We start from the raw sequence: 25,225 nt of genomic DNA, 5'->3' as shown, positions 1-25,225 counted from the left end.
ACCGCAACCGGCCGCAGCCGATCGGGATCGGCGACAGCCAATCTCCATCCATCAGGCACCCCGTGCAAATCGGTGATATCGGTGGTATCTCGCGGCGGTCAATGCCGGAAATACCACCATGCCAGTCCGATTTGCAATGTCAATGCCGCCCATCCGCACACGATCACCGTCAATCCGATGACGGCAAGAATCATATTGTCCAGTCCGATTCCGACGAACAGCACGACGATCGCGACCGACAGCATCGTCGCCTCCAGCACCTGAAGCGCCTTCGCGTTGGCTTTGGTCAACACCGACCGGTCACGCTCGTCCTCCGGCGGCTTCTCCCCGATGGCAAGGGCCGCCGTCTCGGAATACGCCGCGCACAGCCACATGACGGCACTGGCAAGGAATATCACAAGCGTGATCACCTCCAACGCCCATGACCATGTATACCGTTGCGATGATGCACGGCCAAACGCTCCCAACACCATACCAAGTTGCAGCAGCGAGGCCACAGCCATGCAGATCGCGCCGCGCAACGCCTTACGGCTCCGTATTCTCGGCTTCATTCCGATCCTCCGATCTTTCCCATCCACGTTCCTATTCGTCATCGTCTTCGATACGCTCGTTCTCGGCCAGCATGCACAGGTCCTCGATGCTGGTGCCGAACACCTGCGCCAGCCGGTAGGCCAGCATGAGCGAGGGGTTGTACTGCTCCTTTTCGATCGAGATGATCGTACGGGACGACACATGCACCGCATCGGCCAGCTCCTGCTGCGTCATGCCGGCGGCTTTCCGGTATTCACGGACCTTGGTCTTCATCGACCCGCATCACCTCCTTGTCGCGCTGCCAGCGGCATTGCCCGCAACATCGCCTACGATCATCGTTCGACAAAAAACTGAAGCACACTTCATATGAAGTTGACTTCATATTATCTCTAGGCAGAGACTATTTTTCTCCGGTTGTTGATCGCCGGGAACTCTTTCACCCCCTCAGTCGGCTACGCCGACAGCTCCCCCTTCAGGGGGAGCAAGGTAATCGAACATCGCGCAAAGGGCGCGATACCGGGACAGCTCCCCTCCCGGGGGAAGCAAGGGCGGCAATGACACCAGGCAACCCACACGACGCGCGAAGCCGTTCGACGTGTCGCATTACAGTGAAGGCATGAGCGAACAGCAATCCACGCCGCAGATCATCGAAACGCAACCTGACCGCACCGACCTGCCGCTGGCGGTAATGCCGACGGTGTTCGATGCGATGATCGAACCGTTCAAGGCGAATCTGCCGCTGCTGCACGACATCGCACGCGTGCGCATGTATACGGACCGCACGACGGACAAGGAGACGCTCCTCGCGCGGTCCGCCGACGCGGATGCGGTGATGGTGATCGGCTTTCACATCCCAGACGCGATGCTCGACCGGTTCTGCGGCTTCGATGGCGGCGATGGCCATGTGCGCTGCTTCGCGTTCGGCGGCACCGGCGTGGCGAGCTACATCAACATGGCGAAGACCCGCGAGCGCGGCGTGCGCGTATGCAACATTGTGCATTACGGCGATCATGCGGTGGCGGAGCATACGTTCGCGCTGATATTGGAGCTGGCCCGCGAGGCCGGACGGCTGAACGCCGAGGTGCATTCCGGCGACTGGACCGGTGCGGAAGGCTACGCGCTGCACGGCAAGACGCTGGGATTGGTGGGATTCGGAGGCATCGGTCAGACCGTGGCCCGTATCGCCAACGGGTTTGGGATGCATGTGGCCGTATGGAATTCGCACGTCGACCCGTCCGCGGCGACCGCACTCGGCGTGGAACCGATCGACGATATGGGTGATCTGATGGAACGCGCGGACATCGTGAGCCTTCACCTGCCGTTGCTGGAGTCCACGGCAGGCATCATCACTGCCAAGCAGCTCGACCGGATGCGTCCGGGCACGCTGTTCGTCAACACCGCGCGAGCCGAAATCATCGAGCCGGGTGCGCTGACTGCACGGCTGTTGCGCGGCGACATCCAAGCCGCATTGGACGTGTTCGGTCATGAGCCGCTACCGATGGACGATCCGTTGCGTACCGTGCCGGGCATCGTGTTGACCCCACATGTGGCGTGGCGCAACGACGAGGCCTACGTGAGCCTCACCAGGCAGGTCGTGCAGTCGGTCGCATCGTTCTTCACCGGCGGCAATTTCAACGTGGCAAATTGAGTCCGGTCAGCCGATCAGATGCCGACGAGACGGGCGGATCTCACGCCGCGCCGTCATCCGGTCGACGGCGAACGCGCATACCGCGAACAGCAGCAGCGAGAATACGAACGGAATCCATGCGACGTACGAAATGACCTGTCTCGTGCCCATCTCACGGATCACACTGCCGGACAGCAGATTCTTCACCCAGTACAGCGCCCGCGGCAACGCCTCGTCATACATGTCGCCTGCATACCACCACGGATTAGCCACCGTATATGCGGCGACCACCGCGATCAGCAGCAGCGAACCGCCCGCCCAGCGCATCACGCCGCCGTTGAACGCCCATGCGATCAACGCGCCCGCCAACATGCCCAGCGAGGTGACGATCAGCATCATCGAGAACATCTTCATCGACATATACAGCCAGTCGAACGGCACGACGACCGGTTCGCCGCACACCACACGATTCACCAACGATCCGACCGGGCAATCGGTCCCCGCGAACTGGAAGCGCCCGGACCGCTCCCCTTGCAGATACAGCAGCACGCCCGACGGCGAGCGCAACAGATCGGCCTGTTGAGATTCCGTCACGGACCGCCCCGACAGCCTCAGCGAAGCCCCGGCGTACTGCACCGGCATGAGGATGAGCGTCGTCGCAGCGGCGATCGCCATGTTCGCGATCATGCCAACGTTCGCGAACGACCGGCGCGATACGCCGTGACACAGTTCGACGTCGAAGAATCCGACGAACCAGATCACGCCGACCAGGAACAGGAACGGGAACATGCGCGCTTCGACGTCCACGGGAAATACGGCAGATTCGGAACCCGACTCCGTGAGCTGCGCATACACGCGATAGGCGGAGATGCCGAGCGTCGCCAGCGGGATGGCGAGCATCACCGCGTACAGGATCGCGCAACGTTTCGCCATCGCGACGAATTGGCGGCTGAGATGGCATTGTGGTCTGATCATGGTTCACCGCTCCCCTGCGTTCGTTGTCATTGGTGTCTGGTCGGCCGCGCCGCTACCCGTTTGCCCGGTCGCCGCGATGACATAGTCCTGCAATCCGAGTCCGCTGGCGACGATGCCTTCGGGCAGGTCGCTCGCGTCGATCCCGCCGCGGACGGTCACGCTGGTAAGCCGGCCCATTTGTTCCTGCGCAAGCACCGACAGCCCGGACTCCGTTACGAACCCGTCCACCGCATCCGCATCGCCCACCAGCACCGCGGCGCGCGAGCCGACCGCTTCGGCGGCGAATTCGTCCACGACGCAGCCCCGGTCGAGAATGATCGCACGTTCGACGACGTGCGCGATCTCGTCGATGACATGCGTCGAGACGACGATGGCTCGCGGCCGTTCGGCATATGATTCGAGCAGGAACCGGTAGAACAGCTGCCGATTGGCCGCGTCGAGGCCAAGCACCGGTTCGTCGAGCAGCAGCACATCGACCGGCACGCACAGCGCGGCGACCAGTTGCACGATCTGCCGCTGGCCGAGCGACAGGTTGCCGTACGCCTTGCCCGGCGCGACGCCGAATTCGGCAAGCATGCGCGAGCAGAATCCCCAGTCGAAGCCGCCGTAGCAGCGTTCCTCGCGACGGAAGATCGTGCTCAGGCGCACCGGCCAGAGGAACGGGCGGGTTTCGTTGACGAGGTAGATGCGCCCTTGCGCGATTTCGTTGTCGCGAACGTTGGCACCGTCGAGCATGACCATGCCGCCGCTGGGCAGCAGACGGTTGGCGATGACCCCAAGCAACGTGGATTTGCCGGCGCCGTTGCGGCCGAACAGGCCGTAGATAACTGGTTGCAAGGTGAGATTGACGTGGTCGAGCGCGGGTTTGGCGCTATTGCCATAGGTTTTGGTGAGGTTGGTGACGGTGAGGCTCATGACCGGTAGCCTTTCTTGATGATGGCGGCGAGGTCGTCGGCGGGGATGCCGAGCCGTTTGGCTTCGGCGACGAACCGCGGGACCTGTTCGTCGAGGAATTCTTCGCGTTTGGCGGTTTTCGCCCGTCCGGCCGCGCCGGGGGTGACGAACATGCCCAGTCCGCGGCGTTTCTCGAGCAGCCCTTGTTCGACGAGCAGGTTCATGCCCTTGAGCACGGTCGCCGGGTTGATGCGATAGGCCGAGGAGATTTCCGTGGTGCTGGGCACTTGGTCGCCGTCGCGGTAGGTGCCGGCGATGATCGCCTCGTTGAGTTGATCGGCGACCTGCCGGAATAGCGGGATGCCGTTGGAATCGTCAAAATGCACGGAGTGCGGTCACCTCCTTCGGCCCGGACGCGATGATCGTTGCCGTCCCCACGTCACATAAACCTCATTGGTTCATTACTTATGTAACTAACCATATAACCAAGGGGGCGGAACGTCAATAACGCACATGATCGTGTCGCACTACAGTGACGCGGCTTCGATGAGTTGGCGGGTGTAAGCAGATTGCGGGTCGCCGAGCACCGCAGCGGACGGACCACATTCCTCGATGCGACCGTCGTGCAGGACGAGGATGCGGTCGGCGATGTGTTGGACGACGCCGAGATCGTGCGACACCATGATCATCGCCGTTTCACGATGTGTTTCACGGATGGCGGCGAAGGCGTCGAGGATCTGGATGCGCGCGGCCACGTCGATCGCGCTCATCGGTTCGTCGGCGAGGATGATCTTCGGTTCGTTGACGATCGCGCGCGCGATGGCGACGCGTTGCGCCTGGCCGCCGGACAGATCGATCGGATAGCGGCGCGCGAACACGGCCGGGTCGAGGCCGACGGTACGCAGCGCCGCATCGGCACGCGCTTCGACGTCGTCGCGCGACAGGTCGCGACGTTGGATCAGCAACGGTTCCGCGACGGATTGCACGACGCGCCAACGCGGGTCGAGCGAGGAGAACGGGTCCTGGAACACGAGACCGGATTCGCGGCGAATGTCGCCGCCCGCATAGTCGACGGTGCCGGAGTCGGCGGATTCAAGGCCGAGCATGATGCGGGTCAACGTGGATTTGCCTGAGCCGGAGCCGCCGATGACGGCGAGGCATTCGCCCGGGTATATGTCGGCGGAGATGTCGAAGAGCACTTGATGGCGGGTGCTGTGGCGGCCGAAGGATTTGTTGATGTGGTGGGCGGAGAGGAGGGACGTTTCCGCGGATATATCGCGGACAAGATGCTGAGGCATAATCATCCTTCCCGATCCGACCGGGTGTACGCTCCCCCAGTCAGCCTATGGCTGACAGCCCCCTCAGCCGAGGGGGCCGAGGCGCGGTTGCACCGCGCGGAATCCTGTGCGGCTGAGTGAACCGCAGCGTTCAGAGAGAGGGTGCGGGCGGCGGAGACGAGATGGGTGGATTCGGGAGTGGATGGATGCGCGAGCAGGTCGGCGGTGTCGCCGGAGTCGGCGATCGCACCGTCGGCGAGTACGTAGCAGCGTGTGGTGGCGTGGGCGAGCACGGCGAAATCGTGGGTGATGAACAGCATGGACGCTCCGGAGTCGTCGACCAGCGAGACGAGCAGGTCGACGATCTGGCGTTGGACGATCGAATCGAGTGCGGTGGTCGGCTCGTCTGCGATGATGAATCGCGGCGAGGTGATCAGCGCGGTCGCGATACCGACGCGCTGCTGCTGCCCGCCGGACAGTTCGTGCGGATACTTGCCCGCCACGTCAGACGGCAATCCGACCTTGTCGAGCATCGCGCGCACGCGATCCTGCCGTTCGGCGCGATTCAAGTCGTAGTGCAGCCGCAGAGGCAATGCGATCTGCTGTCCGACGGTCATCACCGGATTCAACGACGCTGCCGGGTTCTGGAACACCATGCCCATATACCGGCCGCGCAGGTCGGCCAACGTCGCATCATCCGTGCCGACGATCTGCTGATCGCCGACCAGAATCGAACCGGACACCGTCGCGTTCACCGGCAGCAACCCCATGATCGCGCGCGAGATCATCGACTTTCCCGACCCGGACGAGCCGACCAACCCGACCCGTTCCCCGTCGGCGATGTCCATGTCCACGTCCCGAACAATGGACTTCCCGCCGATCGCAACGTTCAATCCCCGAATCTCAACGCTCATTTCGCTCCCTCCTCTCGCTGCCCGCAGCAAAGATCTCTCCACTCGCTGCACTCGGTCGAGATGACAAGCGCAATAATTCGCTGGCGGAGACGATGTCATGTTGATCGACCGTAAGACTTGGGCGAGCGCCCCGGAGCGTGTCGAGCAACATGACATCGTCGCCGCCCACACCCAAAACGCTGGATTCTCGCAATACAGGATTGGTCAATGGGTCGATGGCGTCGCGCAGCACGTCGCCGAAGATGTTGAGCGCGACGACGATCACCGTGACGATCAGGCCGGGCCACAATACCGTCAGCGGATACACGTTGATGAACTTGACCGACGTGGCGAGCGAATGCCCCCAGCTCGGCACGCCGCTCGGCACGCCGATGCCCAGATACGTGAGCCCGCTTTCGGCCAACACCGCTGTTCCCGCCGACAGCGAGAGCTGCACGAGCAGCACCGGCAGCGTGTTCGGCACGATATGCCGCACGAACACCCACCAGCCGGACGCGCCGTTGGACAACGCGGATTCGACATACGACGACCGCGCGGCAAGCAGGGCGGCGGGCCGGGCGACGCGCGCGAGGTTGAGCCCGTATCCGAATCCGCAGGCGACGACGATCACGACGATCGACGCACCGAGCGGCACGGCGAGGATGAGCGCGAGCAGCACGGTCGGTATGGAAATCAGCGCATCCACGATCACGACGGATGCGGAGACGAGCACGGAAACCCTCGCGACCATTGCGGCGACGAGCAGCAAACCGAACGCGGCTGCGAACAGCACCGTCAGGATCACGATGAGCAGGTTCGTGCGCGAACCGGCCATCAGCCAGCTCAACACGTCGGCCCCGGTGCCGTCGGTGCCGAGCCAGTGCGCGGCGGACGGCTTCGCCCACACGTGATAGCCGTCGGTCGCAAGCAGCGGTTGCGGCGTCCAGAACAGGGAGACGACGGCGACGAGCAGCCACAGGCCCAACACGGTCAGCGCGAATTTGCCTTCGGCGCGCCGCCACATGGAACGAACGACGGTCATGCGATCACCTCGCCGCGGAGTGTGAAGATCTCTCCGCTCGCTGCGCTCGGTCGAGATGACAGGAAAGACAAAACGCCAGGTCGAGATGACCGAACGAAGATTGCGATCATGCGATCACCTCCGAAATGGTGGCCGCGGTGGCGAGCCGCGGGTCGAGCGCACGGTGCAGCAGGTCGACGATCAGGCCGACGGCCAGGAAGAACGCGGCGAGCATGAACAGTTCGCTTTGCACGGCGATCAGATCGCGGTTGCCCACGTCGGTGACGAGCCCGGAGCCGATGCCGGGCAGCGCGAACAGGTTCTCGATGACCATGACGCCGGTGATCATCTCCGCGAATGTCAGGCCGATCACCGACACGAGCTGCGGCGTGGCGAGGCGCAATCCGACGCGAATCACGGCCTGACGGCGCGTCATGCCGCACGCCACCGCCATGTCGACATGCCCGGAGGCCGCAATATCGCCCAATGCGGAACGCGTGTACCGCATCAATCCCGCCCCGACGATGATGCCGACCGACAACGCCGGCAGCACGAGCGACCACAGGGCCTCCCCCGGCGCGCCCCAACCGTTCATCGGAAACCCTTGCGAAGGAAACAGTCCGATCAGACCGGTGCCGCGCGAGAACAGCAGGATGAGCAGCAGTCCGCCCCACAGGGCCGGAATCGCGCCGCCGATCAGACCGACGACATGGAACACGGTCCGCGCCCACGACGAGCGGGCCAGCGTCGCCGCCACGCCGAGCGGAATGCCGATCAGCATCGCGATCAGCAGACCAAGCACGATCAGCGGGAACGTGATCGCGGCCCGACCGGCGACGAGCGAGGTCACCGACCGTCCGGTCAGGATCGACGTGCCGAAATCACCGCGCAGCAATCCGCCCATCCAAGCGGCATACTGCACGACCAGCGGCCGGTTCAGTCCGAACTGTTCGCGCAACGCCTCGACGCGCGACGCCGGCGAGTTGAGTCCGGCCATCACCGATGCGACGTCGCCCGGCAGAATCCGCAGCGCCGCAAACACGACGACGGACACGCCGAACAGCGCCGCGACGAACAGCGCAAGCCGTCTGAGAAGAAATCGCATGTGCGGCTCCTTGGTTTTGATGTGGTCGGGTGTACGCTCCCTCAGTCACGACTTCGTCGTGCCAGCTCCCTCAACCGAGGGAGCCGAGGCTCCGCCCGCTTCTTTATGCAATGTTTATGCAATATTCCAGTCTCATTACTCAGCCGATCCGTAATGTTCCGCAATCCCACATAACATTGCGATCGACTCACGCAACAGACAGACTCAACGAGCGTGGGACTGGGATATGCTGTCCGTGACCGTAAGACTTGGCCGAGCGGCCCGGAGCGTGTCACGGACAGCATATCCCAGTCCCACGCGGTCACCGCACCGACGGGAATAGGACATCCCGATTCCACGCGGCCACCGCACAATCAGTGATCGACTCGATCACTTCGTGTAGGTGACGTTGTAGAGGGGCAGGAGGGTCTGGTTGAGGTTGACCGGGAAACCGGAGACGCCGTTGGCCCAAACGGTGGTGACGCGGTAGTTGAACAGCCAGTCGGCCGGCGCGTCCTCGGACACGAGTTTGGCGGCCTTGGCGAGCAGCGTGTCACGCTCGTCGTCGGAGGTCGCGGCGATCGCTTGCGCGTACAGCTTCTGCACCTCGGCGTTGTCGTAGTTGTAGTAGTACGTCGGGTCGGCCCACTGGTAGAAGTCGTGGCTTTCGTTGTGGTCGACGAGCGAGATGTCGTAGTCCTTGTTCGTGTACACGTCCTGCAGCCACGTGGAGAATTCGACCACGTTGACCTTGAGGTCGATGCCGATCTTGGCGAGCTGTGAGCGCAGTTGGTCGCCGAGTTCGGTGCCGTAGATGTTCGCGTAGGTCAAGGTGAGCGCGAGCGGCTTGGATTCGGAATAGCCGGCTTCGGCCATGAGCGACTTGGCCTTGTCGAGATCGTACGGGTAGAGGCCGGTGAGGTCCTCGTAGCCGGGGTCGAGCGACGGGATCGGGCCGCCGAGCGCCTTGTCGGCGCCGCCGCGCGAGGCGATGAGCTCGTCGTGGTTGATGGCGTAGCGGATGGCCTGGCGCACGCGCTTGTCGGACGTGTTCTTGCCCTTCGAGTTGAACGCCATCACGTATTTGTCGGTGTCGTCGCCGGCCTTGACCGTGTAGTGTTCGCTGTCGGAGGTGAACGGCGAGGCGAGGTTTTCGGTGATCGGCGCGAGGACCTGCACGGTGCCGGATTTGAGCGCGTTCACGGCCGCGTTGTCGTCGGCAAGATACTTGATGACGACGGTGTCGGTCTTGGCTTTGTGCGTGCCCCAGTATGTCGGGTTGGCTTTGAGCGTGATCGAATCGTTGGTGACGAACTTGGCGACGGTATACGGGCCGGAGCCGATCGCTTCGGTTTTCGCGTCGTACTTCGCGTCCTTGTCGAAAACGAGGCCGGGGCGGCCGGTGAGCGTCCACAGCAGGTTCGAGTTGGCGGTCTTGAGCGTGATCGTCACGGTGTTCGCGCTGTCGTCGGAGGCGACGGACTTGACCATGCTCAGACTGTCGGCGTCGTGGTACTGGTTCTTGATGAGCTCGTTGATCGACCACGCGACGTCTTCGGCGGTGAGCTTGTCGCCGTTGGAGAACGTCATGTTCTCGTTGAGATGGAACGTGTAGGTCAGGCCGTCCTTGCTTTCGTCCCAGCTTTTCGCGATGGCCGGCACGACCTGGTTGTTCTCGTCGCGGGCCACGAGTCCTTCGTACACGTTGCCGATGAGGATCTGGTCGAGCGCGGAGCCGGACGTGTTGCGGATGTCGAGGTTGGTGGGGGCGAGTTTGAGTCCGATCGTAACGGTGTCGGCGGCGGTGCCGGACGCGACAGCGCCGGTGCCGACGACGTTCGGGTTGGTTGACGACTTCGGTTTGACGATGTTGACGCCGACGATGATCGCGACCGCGACGATCACGCCGATGATGGCTCCCAGCCACCAGCGGCCGTTCTGCTTGCGCGCCTTGGCGCGGCCTTCGAGACTGCTGTCCGTGGTTGCGCCGATCTGCCCGTGCGCACCATTGTTGTCTGACATGGTTCTTCCTCTGCAATTATTGCGATATATAACATAACGGCTGGCCGCCCATGTGGGTCGACCGCCGTTCGTCATTGTATCGCCGGGGCCGGCCGGATGTGCGCTGTTGCTCGGGCGTGAACTGTCTGGTATTTTGTTGGGCTTAAAAGTGATGGGTTTGACGCTCCCTCAGTCCGCTTCGAGGACAGCTCCCTCGGCCGAGGGAGCCAAGAATAAAGTCCGACAGAATGCTAGGCCGACGGTTTGAATCTGGCCGGCGTCACCAATGCCAGTCTTGCAGCGAATCGAGCACGGGATAGCCGGCGTCGGACGGCAGTGGCACGCGCGCGCACGCGTTGACGCCGACGGCATGCGCCCCGGCCGCGAGCGCCGCGGTGATGCCGCTGACTGAATCCTCGAATACGAGACATTCCCGGGGATGCGCTCCCGCAAGCCGTGCGCCATACAGGTACGGTGCCGGGTCGGGTTTGTGCGCGATGTCGTCGTCGCCGCTGACGATGCCGACGAACGAGCCGTGCGGCGCGGCGTCGACGACGCGTTCGGCCAATGATCGCGGCGAGCCGGTGACCAGTACCGAGGGAATGCCGCGCAACCGCAGTTCGGTCAGCATGTCCCAGGCGCCCGGCGTCCACGGCACATCGTCGCCGTACATGGCCGTGACGTCGGCCACCAGTCCGTCGATGATCGTCGCCGCATCAAGCGCCACCCCCGCATCCTGCAACACCGCCGCGCATACCGGCAGCGGTGCGGCCGTCATCTTCAGGCTCAGGTCCTCGCTCCATGGCACACCGCACCGTTGCGCGCAGCGTCGCTCGGCGGTCACCCACAGCGGGTCTGAGTCGACGAGCGTGCCGTCCAGATCCCAGAGCACGGCCTTCGGCGTGAACGAATCGTCGTCAATCATGCGCATGCTTTCACTGTATCGGCCGACAGTCCGTCCATATCGTATGCATCTGCCGAATCATGGGGAAAATTTGCCGTTCCGTTGCAAGCAAAACGGCAACGGTCACCGCGCAGCCCGCGCCCGCTTGCGGTATTCGAGCGGCGAGACGCCCATGCGCTTCTTGAACGACGAGCAGAACACGGACGTGGTGGAGAACCCACACGCTTCGCAGATCTCCTTGAGACTCGTCTGCGCGTTGGCCAGCATGTACGTCGCCGCGTCGAACCGGGCCTGCATCACGTAGGCGTGCGGCGTGTATCCGGTCTGCGCCTTGAACGCCCGGATGAACGTGTACTCGCCCATGTACGCGATGGCCGCAAGCTCGCCCACCGACAACGGCTCGCCCAAATGCTGCGGAATATAGGCCATGACACGGCGTACCCCGTCACGCTCCGCGCCGTCACCATCGGCAGCGCCGGGGTCCGCATCGTTTTCGGGCGCGAGGATCTCGCACAGCACATCGGTGATGTACTTGCCGAGCATCGGCTCGCAGACGCGCTCGCCGTTTTTGAAGATCTCGTAGATGCGGGCCAGCTGGTTGAGCGCATACACCGGATTGCGCAGCGCGAACGCGACGCCGCGACGCTCGCGGATCGCCTCGTAATACGGCCGCGCCGCCTTGCCGTCGAAATGCATCCAGAGTACGTCGCTGGGCTCCAGAGCCTGATAATAGTGGTATTCGTAGCAGTCAAGCAGCACGAAGTCACCGCCGGACGCGACGATTTCACGGTCTTTGGTGCGTATCAGCATCGACCCGTTGCGCAGCACCATGATCAGGAAGCTGTCGAACCGCGTGCGCTCGGCAAGCAAGCCCTCCTCGTAATGGAACAGTCCGGTCTGCAACGGGTAGAGGAACGTGTTGCGGGCGATGAGACTGGGCGTGTGCACGTAATAGTGGTAGTCGCCACCCCAGATCAGATGGGAGGCCGCGTCCGCGTGTTCGATCTCGTTGATGTCCATCGACCCCGGCCTTCCTCACCATGCACGTTCACGTTATGCGACACGTTCAGTGTATCGCGGATGACGTGACCGTGACGGCGGGGAGGCCGGGGTCGTGGGTCAGATCTGGGGGTCAGGACTTGTGCAGCGTGATCTCGTAGACCGGCTGTGCGGTCACGGAGCCGAGTTCGGCGATCTGCTCGTCGGCGCGCTCCATGCGGGCGGCCATCGGCGAGTCGACGTTCACGTTCACGCCCTTCTTGAGCGGCGTGATCACGAAGACCAGCCGGTTGCCGGCGGCGGCGACGCGGGCCGCGTTCTCCTTCATGCCGATCTCCCAGACGTCGCCGTTGCAGAAGTTGTCGTTGATGAGCTCCGCGTTGGCGAACATCCAGCCGATGTCGCCGGTGTAGCGCACCCGCAGCAGCACGTCCTTGAGATTCGCCCCGTCCATGAAGCCGTCCGGCAGGGTGATGGCGAACCGTTGCGCGCTGAGCCGTTCGACAGTGGGTTCGATGGTTTTGCGGGCCAGCGTGACCTTCGTCGTGCCGAGTGCGTCGGCCGCCGACGTTGCGTCCGGCACGTTAACCGTCGCACCGTCCGCAACCGTGAGATATCCGGCCGGATAGGTCGACACCGTGATCTCGCTGTCACGCGATTCTACCTTGAACGTGTCGCCGTCGCGGAACAGCACGCCCGGGGCGAACGCGAGCGCCTCGCCGTCGATCACGGTCATCTCGTCGGCCTTGGCACGGCAGACCACCACGATGTCGATCGTCGTGCCGTGCTTAGTCACGGTGAAGGTCTGGAAGTCGGCCGCGTCGTCCACGTCGAGCACGTCGCCATCCGCGAAACGCAGCCACGCCTTGCCCATGCCGTCGGGACGCATGAAGACGAACGTGCGATGGTCGGCGCCGGGCAATGTGATCGCGGTGACGGGCTGCACGGTGGCCGCTTCGAGCATGACGCCATCGAGGTCCATGTTGAACGGCAGCACGCAGTTCTCTTCGGGGGCGAGGCCGATGCCCTCGAACGTGACGGTCCGGCCGTCCGTCAGCGTGATCGTCAGCGTCTCGTCCCGCTTGGCTTCGGTCGTGTCGTGATCCTGGAAGTTGTTAAGGAACACGAAGCCGCTCGTGCCGTCGGTACGGATCGCGTAGCGCAGATCGGTGCGGTTGTCCGGCGTGATGCCCTGTTGGTCGGCCGGGATCACCACGTCCATCGGCACGAACCGGTCGGCGAACGTAGAACCGAAGTAGTGCAGCGTCTTCATGCGGCCGTACGATTCGCGCACCTGGCCGAACTCGCCGAGGCCGGCCTGGTAGTCGTACGATTTCTTCGGCACCTGGCCTTCGTTGAGATAGACGCCGTCGCCGGTCGGGTTGGTGCCGCCGTGGTACATGTAGTAGCCGAGGAAGTTGCAGCCGGAACCCATCTTGATGTTGGTCATCGCGTCAACGGACTTCATCGGCAGCACGAACCGGTAGTTGTACGAGTTGGTCATGCCGCCGCCCATCTCGCAGCAGGCGTACGGCTTGTCCTCAGGCTGGTAGCTCGGATCGAACTCGTCGTTGCGCGGGCAGTCGTTGGCATGGAAGTCACGATACAGGTATTCGTCAGTCTTCGGATGGTCGCCGCCGTGCGCGTAGAACAGCCACGGCCGGTAGGCGTAGCCGCCCCACAGCGGCAGCACGTCGTCGGGAACCGGCGCACCGCCCCAGCCGGTGGCCGTGTAGAACGGCACGTTGATGCCGACCTCGTGGGCGATGCCGCGCAACGCTTCCAGATAGGCGATGCCGTCGGAGCCGCCGGGCACCCATTCGTCGGAGATGCCGGTGGTCATCTCCCACGGGGCGGACGAGTGCATGTACTCGTTGTCGAGCTGCGCGCCGATGATCGGGCCGCCCTGGTCGAACAGCAATCCGTCGACCTGCTCGAAGATCTTCGTGTACAGTTCGCGCACTTCGGCGAGCCAGCCGGCGTCGAGCGAACGGGCCTCGTAGTCCTTGCCGTACACCCAGTCGGGCACGCCGCCGTTACGCACCTCGCCGTGGTCGAACGGGCCCATGCGCAGGATCATGTACATGCCGTGCTTGGCGCACAGTTCGGTAAAGCGGCGCAGGTTCTTCGAGCCGGTGAAGTCCCAACGGCCCTCGCGCTCCTCGTGATGGTTCCAGAACACGTAGTTGGCGATGACGTTCACGCCGCCGGCCGCGCATTTGGCCAGCTCGTCGTCCCAGCGGGACTCGTCCATGCGGGAGAAGTGGAATTCGCCGCTGACGCCGAAGAACGGCTTGCCGCCCACGGTCATGTAGTAGTTGGTGAAGTCGATCGCGGTGCCGTCGGGGGCGACGTTGCGCGTGCGGTCGACGATGTCGAACGGACGGATGTCGCGTTTGCGGAACGTGGTCAGGTCGACGACGTGCTGGTTGTTGTGGGACATGGGATAAGTACCTTTCGAATGATTTCTCAGCCTTTAACCGACCCGGCGACCAGGCCGGCGACGATCCACTTCTGGCAGAAGATGAAGAACAGGAACACGGGGATGAGCGCGATGGTGGTGATGGTCATGAACAGCGGCCAGTTGGTGCTGAACTGACCCATGGCGTTGAACACCTGCAGCACGAGCGTCTGCTTTTCGGTGGAGGAGATGTAGATGTTCGGCGTCATGAAGTCGTTCCAGGTCCACATGGTCTCGAACACCACCACGGTGACGAGGATCGGGCGGATGAGCGGCAGCACGATCTGCCAGAAGATGCGCAACGGTCCCGCACCGTCCAGTCGCGCCGCCTCGAACAGTTCGCCCGGCAGTCCGCGCATGTACTGCACGATGAGGAAGTAGCAGAACGTGGCGCCGCCCAGGTACAGCACGATCAGGCCGAGCAGCGTGTCCACCAGACCGAACTGCGCCTCCATCTTGTACTGCGGGATGAGCAGCGTCTGGCCGGGGATGACGAACGAGAGCATGAGGAACGCGCCGATGCCGGCGGTGAGCCTGCTGCGCTTGAGCACCATGCCGTAGGCGGCGAGCGCGCCGATGATGACCATGAAGAACACGCCCACGACGGTCACGATCAGCGTGTTGACGGTGGCCCGTACGACCGGCAGGTTCTCCAGCGCGTACGTGTAGTTCTCGAGGGTGGGATGCGCGGGCAGGCCGAACGGGTCGGCGGCCATGTCTCCCGAGTTCTTGAAGGTGTTGACCACTACGACGTACAGCGGCACGGCGCAGATCAGAGCGAGGGCGATGACCACGACGGAGCGGATGGCGGAGCGGATGCGTTCGCGCTGGCTCATGGTCAGCCCGTTGCGCGATGCGCGGGAGGTTCCGTTGCGCGATGCGGATGATGTTGCGGCACTCATGACAGCCTCTTTTCGATACCGTTGGTGACGACCTGCTGCAGGGCCACGAGGATCACGCAGCACAGGAAGAACATGACGCCGAGCGCCGAGCCGACGCCGTAGCGGCCGGAGCCGATGCCGGTGACGATGATGGATTGGGTGACGGTGTAGGTGGCGTGGCCCGGGCCGCCCGTGGTGAGGGTGAACGGCAGATCGTAGACCTTCAGGCCGCCGGTCAGCAGCATGAAGATGGAGACGCCCATCGCGGGCACCATCTGCGGCAGGGTGATGTGCGCGAACTGCTGGCCGCGGGACGCGCCGTCCACGGACGCCTGCTCGTACAGGTCGGCGGGGATGGCCTGCAGGTAGGCGAGGTACAGGGTGGCGTGCCAGCCGATCTGCGCCCACACGGCGATGAAGATCACGCAACCTTTGGCGAGCGTCGGATCGGACAGCCACGGCACCGGAGCGATGCCGAGCTTGCCGAGCAGCGTGTTGACCGCGCCCGTGCCGAGCGGGGAGAAGATGTACTGCCAGACCAGGCCGAGGACGGCCATCGACGGCACGGAGAAGAAGAAGAACAGGGAGCGGGCGAAGTTGCGTCCGAAGAACTTGCGGTTGAGGGTCACGGCGAGCGGCAGGGCGATGGCCGTGATGAGCACGGTGGTGGCGATGGTGTACAGCATCGTGAACCCGAGGCCGGCGAGCAGCGTCTGGTCGGCGAAGATCGTCCGGTAGTTGGCCAGTCCGACGAACGAGGCGTTGGCGAAATCGTAGCCGTCGTAGTCGGTGAGGCTGAAGACGATGCTCTGCGCGAACGGGATGAGCACGATGATGATGTACACCGCCAGCAGCGGCAGGAGGAACTGGACGGAGGTCAGGTTCTCCATGAAGTTGCGGTGCCGGCGGTCCTTGGCGTGCGCGGCTTCGAGATCCGAGTCCAAGGCCCGGACCGGGGCCGCCGCGCGGTTGGATGCGGCGGCCAATACGGTTGCGGTTGTCATGGCGATCACCTTCAGGACAGCGTCTTGAGCTTGGCGTCGAGGTTGGCGGTGGCCTGCGCCGGGCTGATGGAGCCGAGCGCCACCTGCTGCAGCTGGGAGAAGGTCTCGGCGCGCAGGGCACTGCGTCCGGTGGAGGGCCAGCCGAGCGTGTTGAGGTAGATGTTGCCGGTCTTCAGGTACAGGTCGTACGGTTCGGTGAACGTCTCGTCGATGTCCGGCGTGTAGTTCTTGGTGGCGGGGATCAGACCGAGGCTGCTTTGCAGGATCTTGAGGCCGTCCTCGGAGGAGATGAAGTCGAGGAAGGCTTCGGCCGCCTTGAGCTTCTTGCCGTCGATCTTGGCGTTGATGGCGTAGCCGGAGTCGGCGGCGCCGGGCGCGAACGGGGTGTCGCCCTTGTGCAGCATCGGCATCCTGCCGAACGCAAAGTTGAGGCCGGCGTCCTTGAACGTCTTCACATCCCAGTAGCCGGACGGCATCACTGCCAGTCGGCCGGCGGCGAATTCGGAGCGCACCTGGTCGTCGGCGAGTCCGGTGACTTCGGAGCCCATCACGCCGGCGTCGAACAGCTTGGCCCATTCCTTGTAGTACTTGGTGTAGCTCTTGGCGAAGGTGGAGTCGCCGTCGCCGATCTGCTGGTCGATGCTCTTGGACTGCTTGGAGGAATCGTAGCCGATCCAGCCTTCCACGAGCGCGCCGAGGCCGGCCTTGGGCTCAAGGTAGGGCTTGTCGACGCCGGCATCCTTGAGCTTCTTGAGCATCTCGATGAACTCGTCCCAGGTTTCGGGAATCGTATCGTATCCGGCCTTGGCCAGCAGGTCCTTGTTGTAGGCGTAGGCGTTCGACCAAGCGGTCACGGACATGCTGTAGACCTTGCCGTCCACGGTGGCCTGAGCCTTGTTCGTGTCGCCGATGCGGTCCATGAACGGCTCGTCGGTCAGATCCTTGGCCACGTGGTTCTTCACCAGGTCGCTGAGCTGTTCGGGCGGGGCCACGTAGACGTCGGCGAGTTTGCCGCCGGAGATGCGCGTCTGCAATGTCTGCTGGTAGCCGGCCTGCGCGCCGTTGGTGGTGCTGAACTTGATCTTGACGTCCGGATTGGCTTTCTCGAACGCGTCGATCAGCGGCTGGTACAGGTCCTGCGTGTTGTTGGCGAAGAACGACAGTTCCGTTTTGCCGGACGCCGTGCCCGATCCGCAGGCGGCGAGGGACGCGACCATTGCGATTGCGGCACCGGCGCCGATCGCGGTTGTCCATGTGTGCTTCATGATGGCTCCTTTCATCAGAGCATGTGCGCACTGATTACCTTGTGCGACCATGCCGAAGGTGTTTGGTACAAGCACGGCGACCGTCGAACTGCTTCGTTCGGTTGTTATCGCTGTGTTTTGTTGATACCATCCTATGGCCTGTTTTGCTTGGTATGTCACCATAAATTGCCGAGAGATAGAGATTTATTGCTCTCGCTGCGATGTTGTTGTGATGTTGATCGATAACGTTGGACGCGGTGACGGCAGCAGAGTCGATCACCATATTCCCCTACCGCCGCACACGACGGCACGCGACAAACGCACAACGACGAGTGGCGGTTTTCTCTCGCTGGCCTATCGGTCAGCGAGAGAAAACCGCCACTCGTCGCGTCCTGCGCGATCACCATAGGATCAGCGCAAGCACACCGCAAGATCAGAGCACGTGCCGGCTGCCGATCTCATCGGCGAACAGGTTCGCCTGGATGTGGCTCGGGTCGAGCGCAAGCGCATCATCAAGGAACCGCGCGGCCGCCTCGCGATCGCCGGTGCCGATGTTGGCCAGACCCATCAGGTACAGGCAGTGGATGCGGTTCATCTTCGTATAGTCGTTCTCGAAGATGAGGAAGTCGGGCAGCGAGACGGCGAAGTAGTCGATCTTGACGTGGTCGTCGAGGTGCTGCTCACCGTAGTCAAGCAGTCGATAGAACCGCGCGTTGGCCGGTCCCTCCTCGCCGAGCGCCGCATGGGCGAGTCCTTGGAACAGGATCATCTCGGCCGGCTGGTCGTTGTAGTACATCGCGCCCTTCACCTCGTCGGGGCCGATCGTCGCCTGTCGGAATTCGGCGCGCGCGGCCGTCTCGTCGCCGAGGTGGCGTTCCGTCACGCCGAGCCAGTAGTGGATGTCGTTGTCCTTCTGCCCTTCGAGCTTGCCTTCGCCGAGGTTCTCCGGGTAGACGAGCGTCTTCACGAGCAGTTCCTTGGCCTTCGTCCAGTCGCCGGCGGCCATCGCGTCCTTGGCGAGCAGGGTGAGCGCGATGCGGTACTGTGCGGTGATCTTGCCTTCGCCGCCCTCCCACGGGTGGAAGCGACGCCGGCCCATCAGCTCGTAGGCCTTCGCGTAGTTGCCGGTGAGATTGAGCACGGTCAGATATTCGATGTACAGGTCGTCGCGTTCGGCCACCACGTCGGGATGCTTCTCGAATTCGGCAAGCCGCTGCGCGTACGTCCAGCCGATCTTGCGGTGCAGCTGATCGGTTTCGAGGAACACGCGGGCGTCCGACTCGTCGAGCGCGTAGGCCTGTTCGATCTCACGCTGCGCGGCCGCCGCGTCGCCGCGCTTGTTGTAGTAGGCGAGCGCGAGGTTGCGGTGCACGGTCGGGAAGCTCGGATCGAGGTCGCGCGAACGTTCCCACAGGGCGATCGCGCGGTCGGCGAGCGTCTTGTCGTAGTACAGGCAGCCGAGATAGTACGGTGCCTTGGCGCCGTTCACGGACTTGATCGCGGCCTCGAGCGGCGCGATGTCCTCCAGCTTGTTCGGGAAGCAGTAGTCGGACGGCGCGGCCTCGGCGGCCTCGAACGCGGCACGGGATTCATCGTCGCGGCCGAGTTGCGCGAGATAGTAGCCTTCGTAGTACTTGACCATCGGCTTCGACTGGTCAGTCTCGCCGAGCAGTGCGAGCGCCTCATCGTACGCACCGAACAACGCGTAGTCGCGGGCGGTCTGCAGGTAGTTCTCGTGGAAACCGCGCATGAGTCCGGCCAGTTCGGCCGGGTCCGCGCCGGCGATCACGCGTTCGTTGCCGGACACGAAGTCGAATTCGTCGATCTTCAGGTTCTCGGCGAGCGCCGCCGCGGCATCGGCGTCACGTCCCAGCTTGCGCAGCACGTAGGCGCGCAGGCCGCGGGCCTTGATGTTCATCGTGTTGCGGGTGAGCGCGTTGTCCACGTATTCGAGCGCGTCCGCGAAGTCGCCTCGACGGGCGGCGATGGCGGCCATGTAGAAGAACGCGCGTTCCTTCTGCGTGTCGTCCCAGGTGGCCTTGAAGAACGCGTCGAACGCCTTGTCGAAGTCGCCTTGGTAGAACAGGTCGAGGCCGAGGTTGTAGTGCGGCTCGCTGTCGTACGGCTGCGTGTTGTGCTTGGTCAGGCGCTTGATCGCAGCACGGAAGTACCGTTCGGCGCCCGTGAAGTCGCCGCGGCGCAGCAGCAGTCGGCCGTACGCGTTGTTGATGCGCGCGTCGCCGGGGTCGCGCTTCAGGCCTTCGAGATAGTACGGGTCGGGCAGGTAGGTGGCATGACGGTACTGCTCGAGGTGCGTGCCGGCGAGGAACAGTTCCTCGTTCGTGGCGATCTTGGCCGGTTCGTCGGCGGCCTTGGCCGGCTCGGGCAGTTTGTCGATCTTCTTCGGCTGCGGCGTGTAGTCGATGAGGACCGTGCCGTTCGCGTCGGTCACGGTCGCGGTGATGTCGGTCGGCTTCGCGTCGCCGGTGTCGAATGCGGCGCGCACGATGTCGTTCGGGCTGATCGTGCCGGTGTACTCGTACAGCGTCGCTCCACTGCGGTCGTCGGTGACGGTGACATGCGCGTTCTCGTACACGCTCGTCGCATACACGGTGACGCGGCCCTGACCGGCGGCCAGTCCCTGCGCTTCGATGCCTTCGGTCTCGCCGGCCGCGCCGAACGTGTCCTGCGGCCCGATCTCGAGGTTCACGGCCGCGTTGATCGATGCGTTCTTGACCTGGCCCACGCCCTTGTACGGCATGAAATACTGGGTGAACGTCTTGCCTTCGTACGGCTTGAGCCAGGTGAAGTCGGGCTGGTTGTCGGTGAACACGCCGGTCATGAGCTCGACGTACGGGCCGTTCGCGTCCGTGAGGTTCCTGTCCCAGGCGCGGCCGAAGTCGCCGTTGCCCCACGTCCACTGCTTCTTGCCGGGGCTGACGTGGTGGTCGGCCACGTGCAGGATGCCCGCACCGACGCCGAAGTCGTAGCCGCCGACGAAGTTGTAGTCGGAGTGCGCGGCCATATAGCTGGTCGGAACAGGCACGTTCTTGTATCGGCCGATGTCGACGCCCTCGGAGTAGTCGTGCTTGTAGTAGGTGCCGGTGGCGATCGGGTAACGCGAGACGTCGCGCTTGCCGTGGTCCATGACGGCGGTGACGTCCGGCGGCATCACGGTCTTGGTGTGCTCGTTGACCGGGACGGCCGGGTTGGCCCACCACAGGAAGGTCTGCGGCAGTGCGGTGCCGTTGTACAGCTGAGCGGTGATTTCGATGTACGCTTTGCCGGGGTGCAGCGCGATCTTGGTGATCACCTGCGTGCCGTACATCTGGTCGGTGTCGTGGCACAGCACGGCCTTGCCGCCGTCGGGCAGGTCCTCGACCTTGTAGTCGACCGGCAGGTACGTGGTCGGGCGGTGGTGCTGCGGCCAGTTGAATTCGATGCCGCCGGAGATCCACGGTCCGGTCAGTCCCACGAGCGCCGGCTTGATGACGTCGTTGCGGTAGACGAAGTCGTAGCCGTTGGTCTTGTCCTTCGCGTACTGGATGCGGCCGCCGAGCTCGGGCAGCACGGTCACTTCGAGGTATTCGTTCTCGATGATGACGGCCTTGTAGTCCTTGTCGCGCTTGACGTCGCTGATCGTCTCGATGACCGGGTACGGGTAGACGCGGCCCGAGCTGCCTTGGTAGACGCGCTTTTCGATGAACTCCGGGTTCTTGTCCGCCGCGCCGATCTCGTAGGTGGGGATCGTGATGACGGTGTCCTTGATGCTCACTGCCATAGTGTGCTCCTTCATTGGAACTTCGTGGGGAACTGTGCGGCCTTGCGACCATCACATTCGTAATTTATTGATTACTTGCTTACAGACTACGGCTGATTTTTCGGTATATTTAGAGTTTTCTTGCTTGCAGATATGAAAAAATTGCGGTTACAAAAATGGCTGCGGACTGCTATGATGAAACCGTTGCCCCAGCATCATCGACGACGAAAACGAGCCATCATGAAACCAGCCGAACGCGGTATCCGCAACCAGGGATCGGAGTTCTATATCTACACGCCCAGCAAAACGGCGTTGCAGACGTTTCTGTATCCGCTGCGCGTCGGCCTGTTCCGTTACGAAGCCGGCTACCGTCAGGAACGCAGCTCGTTCGACAGCTTCCTGCTGATGGTCATCCGTTCCGGATCGTTCGACATCGCCACCGAACAGGGCACGCATCATGCCGGCAAAGGCGATTTCGTGCTGCTCGACTGCTACCGGCATCATTCATACGGCACCAACGAGGACAGCGACGTGCTGTGGCTGCATTTCGACGGCACGATGGCGCGCGCGTACTTCGATCTGATCGACGGCAAGCTCGGCACCGTGTTCTCGCTCAAGGACCCGGCCTACGTACTGAACCGCCTGACCGCCATCTACGATGTGTTCCATGCCGCCTCACGCATCAGCGAACCGGGCATGTCGAAATACATCACCGACATCCTCACCGAATTCGCGGTGGCCGCGGCCGACAGCGCCACGTCCCAGCAGCGTCAGCCGTATGCGATCGAGGACGTGCTCACCTATATCGCCGGTCATCTGAGCGAGCCGCTGCCGATCGACGAACTGGCCGCACGCGCGTACATGAGCGAATACCATTTCATCCGCGTGTTCAAAAAAGAGACCGGCTACACGCCGCACGCCTACATCGTGGACGCGCGCATGCATGCCGCGAAATACCTGCTCATCAATTCCGACATGCCGTTGAAGCAGCTGTGCGACGAATGCGGGTTCACCGACACGAGCACGTTCTGCGCGGCGTTCAAACGCAAGAACGGCATGTCGCCCATCGAATTTCGCCGGCAAGGCGAGCTGCGGCAGCTGTGAGCCGCCGGATTGTTCACTCTCATGCCCTTATGAGCCGCTTCCCCGTGTCCTTTTTCCGCCCCGCGGCACGCGCAACAATATCTCGCGCATACACGAAGGCCGGCGCGGATGTCATGAACGCATCCGCGTCGGCCTTCATGTTTGCAGGAATGCTCGCGTACGATTCGCGACCGTTGGCTACAGTTCGAAGCCGAGCTCCTCTGCCGCCTCGGTGGGCACCGGATCGTCGGACCACAGGTCCTCGAGGTTCTCAGTGGTGGCCAGCGAGCGGATCTCGGCCTTGTCGATGTACAGTTCGCCGCTCAGATGGTCGGTCTCGTGCTGGAAGATGCGGGCCGGCCAGCCGTGCAGGCGCTCCTCGTGCTGCTTGCCGTCCTCGTCCTGCCAGCGGGCGGTGATGTCGAGCCAGCGCTTGCGCACCGCCTGGTAGCCGTCGAAGCTCAGACAGCCTTCGTAGAAGCTGCGCGTCTCCTCGCCGATCGGCTCGTAGCTGGGGTTGATGATGACGTGGAACGGGAATTCGCCGATCTCGCGCGGATCGTCCTCGTCGTCGCGGATATGGTCCTCGACGACGGCGAGCGCGAGGCCGAGGCCGATCTGCGTGGCGGCCAGGCCCACGCCGGGGGCTTCGAGCATGGTCGTGTGCATCGTGTCGATGAGCTTGTCGAGCGTCTTGCGGCTCAGCTGACCGGTGTAGGGGATGGTCTGCTGACGCAGGACCGGTTCGCCGGCCTGCACGATCGGCAGGATGTGCTCCTTGCCGCCGGTTTTGATGAGCTGTTCGATGTCGCGGTTGAGGGCGACGTCGACTTTGGAGTTCTTTCCGAACATGATCTCTTCCTTTTACGGGACGGGCATGCGATTCTCCCGGCCGCTTCGCCGCCCCCTATCAGAAGAGGCCTCGAAGCAACCGGGAAGAGCCGATTACAGGGCGAGTTCTTCGGCGACGACCGCGGCGAGACGGTTGCAGACCTCGTCGGCCTGCTCCTGCGTGGCGGCCTCGGCCATGACGCGCACGAGCGGTTCGGTGCCGGAGGGGCGCAGCAGCACGCGGCCGGTGTCGCCGAGCAGCTTCTCCTCGCGTTCGACGGCGGCCTGTACCTTGGCGTTCGTGGTGGCGGCCATCTTGTCGACGTTCGGCACGTTGACGAGCGTCTGCGGCAGCTGCGGGAAGTCGGCGGCGAGCTGCTTCAAGCTCTTGCCGGAGCGGACGACCTCGTTGCACAGGGTGAGCGCGGTGAGCGTGCCGTCGCCGGTGGTGGCGAATTCGCGGTTGATGACGTGGCCGGACTGTTCGCCGCCCAGCGTGTAGCCGCCGCGCAGCATCTCCTCGAGCACGTAACGGTCGCCGACGGCGGTCTGCACGGTCTTGATGCCCATGTCCTTCAAGGCGAGCTTCAGGCCGAGGTTGCTCATGACGGTCACGACGAGCGTGTTGTCGGCCAGCTTGCCGGCCTCCTTCTTGGCGCGCGCGAGGATGCCCATGATCTGATCGCCGTTGACCATGTTGCCGTCCTCGTCCACCGCCAGACACCGGTCGGCATCACCGTCGAACGCGACGCCCATCACCGCGTCGGTGGCCTTGACCATCGCCTGCAGCTGCTCGGGGTGCGTGGAGCCGGCGTGCTTGTTGATGTTGTAGCCGTCCGGCGAGGCGTTGATGACCATGACCTCGGCGCCGGCGCGGCGCAGCGCCTCGGGGGCGACCACGGAGGTGGCGCCGTTGGCGCAGTCAGCCACGATCTTCAGGCCCTTGAGCGGCTTGGGCTGGGTCTTGTCGGGGTTGAGCGGCGCGATCGTGGAGACGAGGTGGTCGATGTACAGGTTGGTCGCGGTGACCGAATCATGGCTGATGCGGCCCACGCCGGCGCCGGTCGGACGTTCCCAGTCCTTGCCGAGCACGGCTTCGATCTCGTCCTCCTTGCCGTCGGGCAGCTTGAAGCCGCCGCGGGCGAAGAACTTGATGCCGTTGTCGGGCATCGGGTTGTGGGAGGCGGAGATCACCGCGCCCATCTCGACGTTGAGCACGGAGGTGAGGAACGCGATGCCCGGGGTTGGGATGATGCCCGCGTCGATCACGTCGAATCCGCCGGCGGCCATGCCCGCGGACAGCGCGGCGGCGAGGAAGTCGCCGGAAACGCGCGTGTCGCGGCCGACGAGCGCGCGGCGGCGGCCTTCCGGCTGGTCGTCCTTCGTGCCGGAGTCGCCCAGCACGCGCACGGCGGCGTCGCCCAGGTCGAGCGCCAGCCGTGCAGTCAGGTCCTTGTTCGCCAATCCGCGAACGCCATCGGTTCCGAACATACGTGGCATATCGTTACTTCCTCGCTGTTTCGTTGTCAGTCGTAATACGAGCACCATCGTACTCAACACGCCCGGCAACGTCACTCCCCCACGCGCAATACTGCCCGTTTTCCCCGCATTTTGTTCGAGGGCGCCTCCAAAGGAGACATTAATGCACACAAAGTAGCGTCTGTCATCAGCTGTATGACCATTACAGTCTCGAACGACTTCATTGACGGGAGAATAGTTTATCGTCTGCAGAATCCACGATATATTCATTCCATT

The 25,225-nt window shown here is 63.4% G+C and carries 20 protein-coding genes and 1 pseudogene; 2 read left to right on the top strand and 19 right to left on the bottom strand.

The genetic code is table 11. The features are described from left to right. Positions 1 to 98: 98 nt before the first annotated feature. Together AC1A0G_RS05965 and AC1A0G_RS05960 are read right to left on the bottom strand one after the other, a co-directional pair. A complete protein-coding gene (locus AC1A0G_RS05965) occupies positions 99 to 551 on the bottom strand; it encodes a DUF2178 domain-containing protein (RefSeq protein ID WP_476528298.1) in 453 nt (150 codons plus the stop codon). A gap of 31 nt (positions 552 to 582) precedes the next feature. After that, entirely contained in the window at positions 583 to 804 is a 222-nt protein-coding gene (locus AC1A0G_RS05960; RefSeq protein ID WP_476528297.1) for a helix-turn-helix transcriptional regulator, read from the bottom strand. A 343-nt stretch (positions 805 to 1,147) separates the two neighbouring features. Here AC1A0G_RS05960 and AC1A0G_RS05955 point away from each other — a divergent pair, with 343 nt between their 5' ends. After that, a complete protein-coding gene (locus AC1A0G_RS05955) occupies positions 1,148 to 2,179 on the top strand; it encodes a D-2-hydroxyacid dehydrogenase family protein (protein WP_476528296.1) in 1,032 nt (343 codons plus the stop codon). A 6-nt stretch (positions 2,180 to 2,185) separates the two neighbouring features. On the opposite strand, the gene AC1A0G_RS05950 is transcribed toward AC1A0G_RS05955, so the two are convergent. The 15 genes and pseudogenes from AC1A0G_RS05950 to AC1A0G_RS05880 all read right to left on the bottom strand — a co-directional run bounded on the left by AC1A0G_RS05950 (position 2,186) and on the right by AC1A0G_RS05880 (position 21,577). Next, entirely contained in the window at positions 2,186 to 3,133 is a 948-nt protein-coding gene (locus AC1A0G_RS05950; protein WP_476528295.1) for a hypothetical protein, read from the bottom strand. A 3-nt stretch (positions 3,134 to 3,136) separates the two neighbouring features. Continuing rightward, positions 3,137 to 4,048: an ATP-binding cassette domain-containing protein gene (locus tag AC1A0G_RS05945; protein ID WP_476528294.1), complete on the bottom strand. Its 912-nt coding sequence runs from the start codon at positions 4,046 to 4,048 to the stop codon at positions 3,137 to 3,139. Continuing rightward, complete coding sequence (locus AC1A0G_RS05940; protein ID WP_476528292.1) at positions 4,045 to 4,413, bottom strand: GntR family transcriptional regulator; 369 nt, start codon at positions 4,411 to 4,413, stop codon at positions 4,045 to 4,047. Before AC1A0G_RS05940 ends, AC1A0G_RS05945 begins: the two co-directional genes overlap by 4 nt. A 141-nt stretch (positions 4,414 to 4,554) precedes the next feature. Then, positions 4,555 to 5,325 carry an ABC transporter ATP-binding protein gene (locus AC1A0G_RS05935; RefSeq protein WP_476528290.1) on the bottom strand — a complete coding sequence of 257 codons (771 nt, stop codon included), beginning with the start codon at positions 5,323 to 5,325 and terminating at the stop codon, positions 4,555 to 4,557. 2 nt (positions 5,326 to 5,327) lie between these two features. Continuing rightward, positions 5,328 to 6,218, bottom strand: coding sequence for an ABC transporter ATP-binding protein (locus AC1A0G_RS05930; protein ID WP_476528288.1), 891 nt, complete (start codon positions 6,216 to 6,218; stop codon positions 5,328 to 5,330). A 184-nt stretch (positions 6,219 to 6,402) separates the two neighbouring features. After that, a pseudogene (locus AC1A0G_RS05925) lies at positions 6,403 to 7,221 on the bottom strand (ABC transporter permease); the annotation flags it as partial. A 124-nt stretch (positions 7,222 to 7,345) separates the two neighbouring features. Then, complete coding sequence (locus tag AC1A0G_RS05920) at positions 7,346 to 8,323, bottom strand: ABC transporter permease (RefSeq protein ID WP_476528287.1); 978 nt, start codon at positions 8,321 to 8,323, stop codon at positions 7,346 to 7,348. A gap of 369 nt (positions 8,324 to 8,692) precedes the next feature. After that, complete coding sequence (locus tag AC1A0G_RS05915; RefSeq protein ID WP_476528285.1) at positions 8,693 to 10,324, bottom strand: ABC transporter substrate-binding protein; 1,632 nt, start codon at positions 10,322 to 10,324, stop codon at positions 8,693 to 8,695. 259 nt (positions 10,325 to 10,583) lie between these two features. Then, on the bottom strand, positions 10,584 to 11,228 hold the full coding sequence (locus AC1A0G_RS05910; protein WP_476528283.1) for an HAD family hydrolase: 645 nt from the start codon (positions 11,226 to 11,228) through the stop codon (positions 10,584 to 10,586). A gap of 102 nt (positions 11,229 to 11,330) precedes the next feature. Next, on the bottom strand, positions 11,331 to 12,227 hold the full coding sequence (locus AC1A0G_RS05905) for a helix-turn-helix domain-containing protein (RefSeq protein WP_476528281.1): 897 nt from the start codon (positions 12,225 to 12,227) through the stop codon (positions 11,331 to 11,333). A gap of 112 nt (positions 12,228 to 12,339) precedes the next feature. Beyond that, the gene (locus AC1A0G_RS05900) at positions 12,340 to 14,649 is read right to left on the bottom strand and encodes a beta-galactosidase (protein WP_476528280.1); all 2,310 of its coding nucleotides are present in this window, start codon (positions 14,647 to 14,649) and stop codon (positions 12,340 to 12,342) included. Positions 14,650 to 14,675: 26 nt separating this feature from the next. Further along, positions 14,676 to 15,503, bottom strand: a complete 828-nt coding sequence (locus AC1A0G_RS05895; protein ID WP_476528332.1) for a carbohydrate ABC transporter permease — start codon at positions 15,501 to 15,503, stop codon at positions 14,676 to 14,678. A gap of 62 nt (positions 15,504 to 15,565) precedes the next feature. After that, positions 15,566 to 16,552: a carbohydrate ABC transporter permease gene (locus tag AC1A0G_RS05890; RefSeq protein WP_476528278.1), complete on the bottom strand. Its 987-nt coding sequence runs from the start codon at positions 16,550 to 16,552 to the stop codon at positions 15,566 to 15,568. Between the two features lie 11 nt (positions 16,553 to 16,563). Continuing rightward, positions 16,564 to 17,817, bottom strand: coding sequence for an ABC transporter substrate-binding protein (locus AC1A0G_RS05885; protein WP_476528276.1), 1,254 nt, complete (start codon positions 17,815 to 17,817; stop codon positions 16,564 to 16,566). Positions 17,818 to 18,229: 412 nt separating this feature from the next. Beyond that, the gene (locus AC1A0G_RS05880) at positions 18,230 to 21,577 is read right to left on the bottom strand and encodes a DUF5107 domain-containing protein (RefSeq protein WP_476528274.1); all 3,348 of its coding nucleotides are present in this window, start codon (positions 21,575 to 21,577) and stop codon (positions 18,230 to 18,232) included. 219 nt (positions 21,578 to 21,796) lie between these two features. Between AC1A0G_RS05880 and AC1A0G_RS05875 the strand changes: the two genes are divergently transcribed. Next, a complete protein-coding gene (locus tag AC1A0G_RS05875; RefSeq protein WP_476528272.1) occupies positions 21,797 to 22,660 on the top strand; it encodes a helix-turn-helix domain-containing protein in 864 nt (287 codons plus the stop codon). A gap of 177 nt (positions 22,661 to 22,837) precedes the next feature. Here the strand turns inward: AC1A0G_RS05875 and AC1A0G_RS05870 are convergent, their stop codons facing one another. Further along, entirely contained in the window at positions 22,838 to 23,491 is a 654-nt protein-coding gene (locus AC1A0G_RS05870) for a peptide deformylase (RefSeq protein WP_476528270.1), read from the bottom strand. Between the two features lie 93 nt (positions 23,492 to 23,584). Next, a complete protein-coding gene (gene glmM, locus AC1A0G_RS05865) occupies positions 23,585 to 24,970 on the bottom strand; it encodes a phosphoglucosamine mutase (RefSeq protein ID WP_476528268.1) in 1,386 nt (461 codons plus the stop codon). Between the last annotated feature and the right edge of the window lie 255 nt (positions 24,971 to 25,225).

This window comes from Bifidobacterium sp. LH_230, from assembly GCF_056357555.1.
Note: the sequence above shows the minus strand (reverse complement) of the source record. Positions and strands in the feature narration are given on the sequence as shown.

Excerpts from the sequence above, each read along its gene's own strand:
- AC1A0G_RS05965 (WP_476528298.1), bottom strand. The coding sequence starts at position 551 with ATGAAGCCGAGAATACGGAGCCGTAAGGCGTTGCGCGGCGCGATCTGC.
- AC1A0G_RS05960 (WP_476528297.1), bottom strand. The coding sequence starts at position 804 with ATGAAGACCAAGGTCCGTGAATACCGGAAAGCCGCCGGCATGACGCAG.
- AC1A0G_RS05955 (WP_476528296.1), top strand. The coding sequence starts at position 1,148 with ATGAGCGAACAGCAATCCACGCCGCAGATCATCGAAACGCAACCTGAC.
- AC1A0G_RS05950 (WP_476528295.1), bottom strand. The coding sequence starts at position 3,133 with ATGATCAGACCACAATGCCATCTCAGCCGCCAATTCGTCGCGATGGCG.
- AC1A0G_RS05945 (WP_476528294.1), bottom strand. The coding sequence starts at position 4,048 with ATGAGCCTCACCGTCACCAACCTCACCAAAACCTATGGCAATAGCGCC.
- AC1A0G_RS05935 (WP_476528290.1), bottom strand. The coding sequence starts at position 5,325 with ATGCCTCAGCATCTTGTCCGCGATATATCCGCGGAAACGTCCCTCCTC.
- AC1A0G_RS05930 (WP_476528288.1), bottom strand. The coding sequence starts at position 6,218 with ATGAGCGTTGAGATTCGGGGATTGAACGTTGCGATCGGCGGGAAGTCC.
- AC1A0G_RS05920 (WP_476528287.1), bottom strand. The coding sequence starts at position 8,323 with ATGCGATTTCTTCTCAGACGGCTTGCGCTGTTCGTCGCGGCGCTGTTC.
- AC1A0G_RS05915 (WP_476528285.1), bottom strand. The coding sequence starts at position 10,324 with ATGTCAGACAACAATGGTGCGCACGGGCAGATCGGCGCAACCACGGAC.
- AC1A0G_RS05910 (WP_476528283.1), bottom strand. The coding sequence starts at position 11,228 with ATGATTGACGACGATTCGTTCACGCCGAAGGCCGTGCTCTGGGATCTG.
- AC1A0G_RS05905 (WP_476528281.1), bottom strand. The coding sequence starts at position 12,227 with ATGGACATCAACGAGATCGAACACGCGGACGCGGCCTCCCATCTGATC.
- AC1A0G_RS05900 (WP_476528280.1), bottom strand. The coding sequence starts at position 14,649 with ATGTCCCACAACAACCAGCACGTCGTCGACCTGACCACGTTCCGCAAA.
- AC1A0G_RS05895 (WP_476528332.1), bottom strand. The coding sequence starts at position 15,503 with ATGAGCCAGCGCGAACGCATCCGCTCCGCCATCCGCTCCGTCGTGGTC.
- AC1A0G_RS05890 (WP_476528278.1), bottom strand. The coding sequence starts at position 16,552 with ATGACAACCGCAACCGTATTGGCCGCCGCATCCAACCGCGCGGCGGCC.
- AC1A0G_RS05885 (WP_476528276.1), bottom strand. The coding sequence starts at position 17,817 with ATGAAGCACACATGGACAACCGCGATCGGCGCCGGTGCCGCAATCGCA.
- AC1A0G_RS05880 (WP_476528274.1), bottom strand. The coding sequence starts at position 21,577 with ATGGCAGTGAGCATCAAGGACACCGTCATCACGATCCCCACCTACGAG.
- AC1A0G_RS05875 (WP_476528272.1), top strand. The coding sequence starts at position 21,797 with ATGAAACCAGCCGAACGCGGTATCCGCAACCAGGGATCGGAGTTCTAT.
- AC1A0G_RS05870 (WP_476528270.1), bottom strand. The coding sequence starts at position 23,491 with ATGTTCGGAAAGAACTCCAAAGTCGACGTCGCCCTCAACCGCGACATC.
- glmM (WP_476528268.1), bottom strand. The coding sequence starts at position 24,970 with ATGCCACGTATGTTCGGAACCGATGGCGTTCGCGGATTGGCGAACAAG.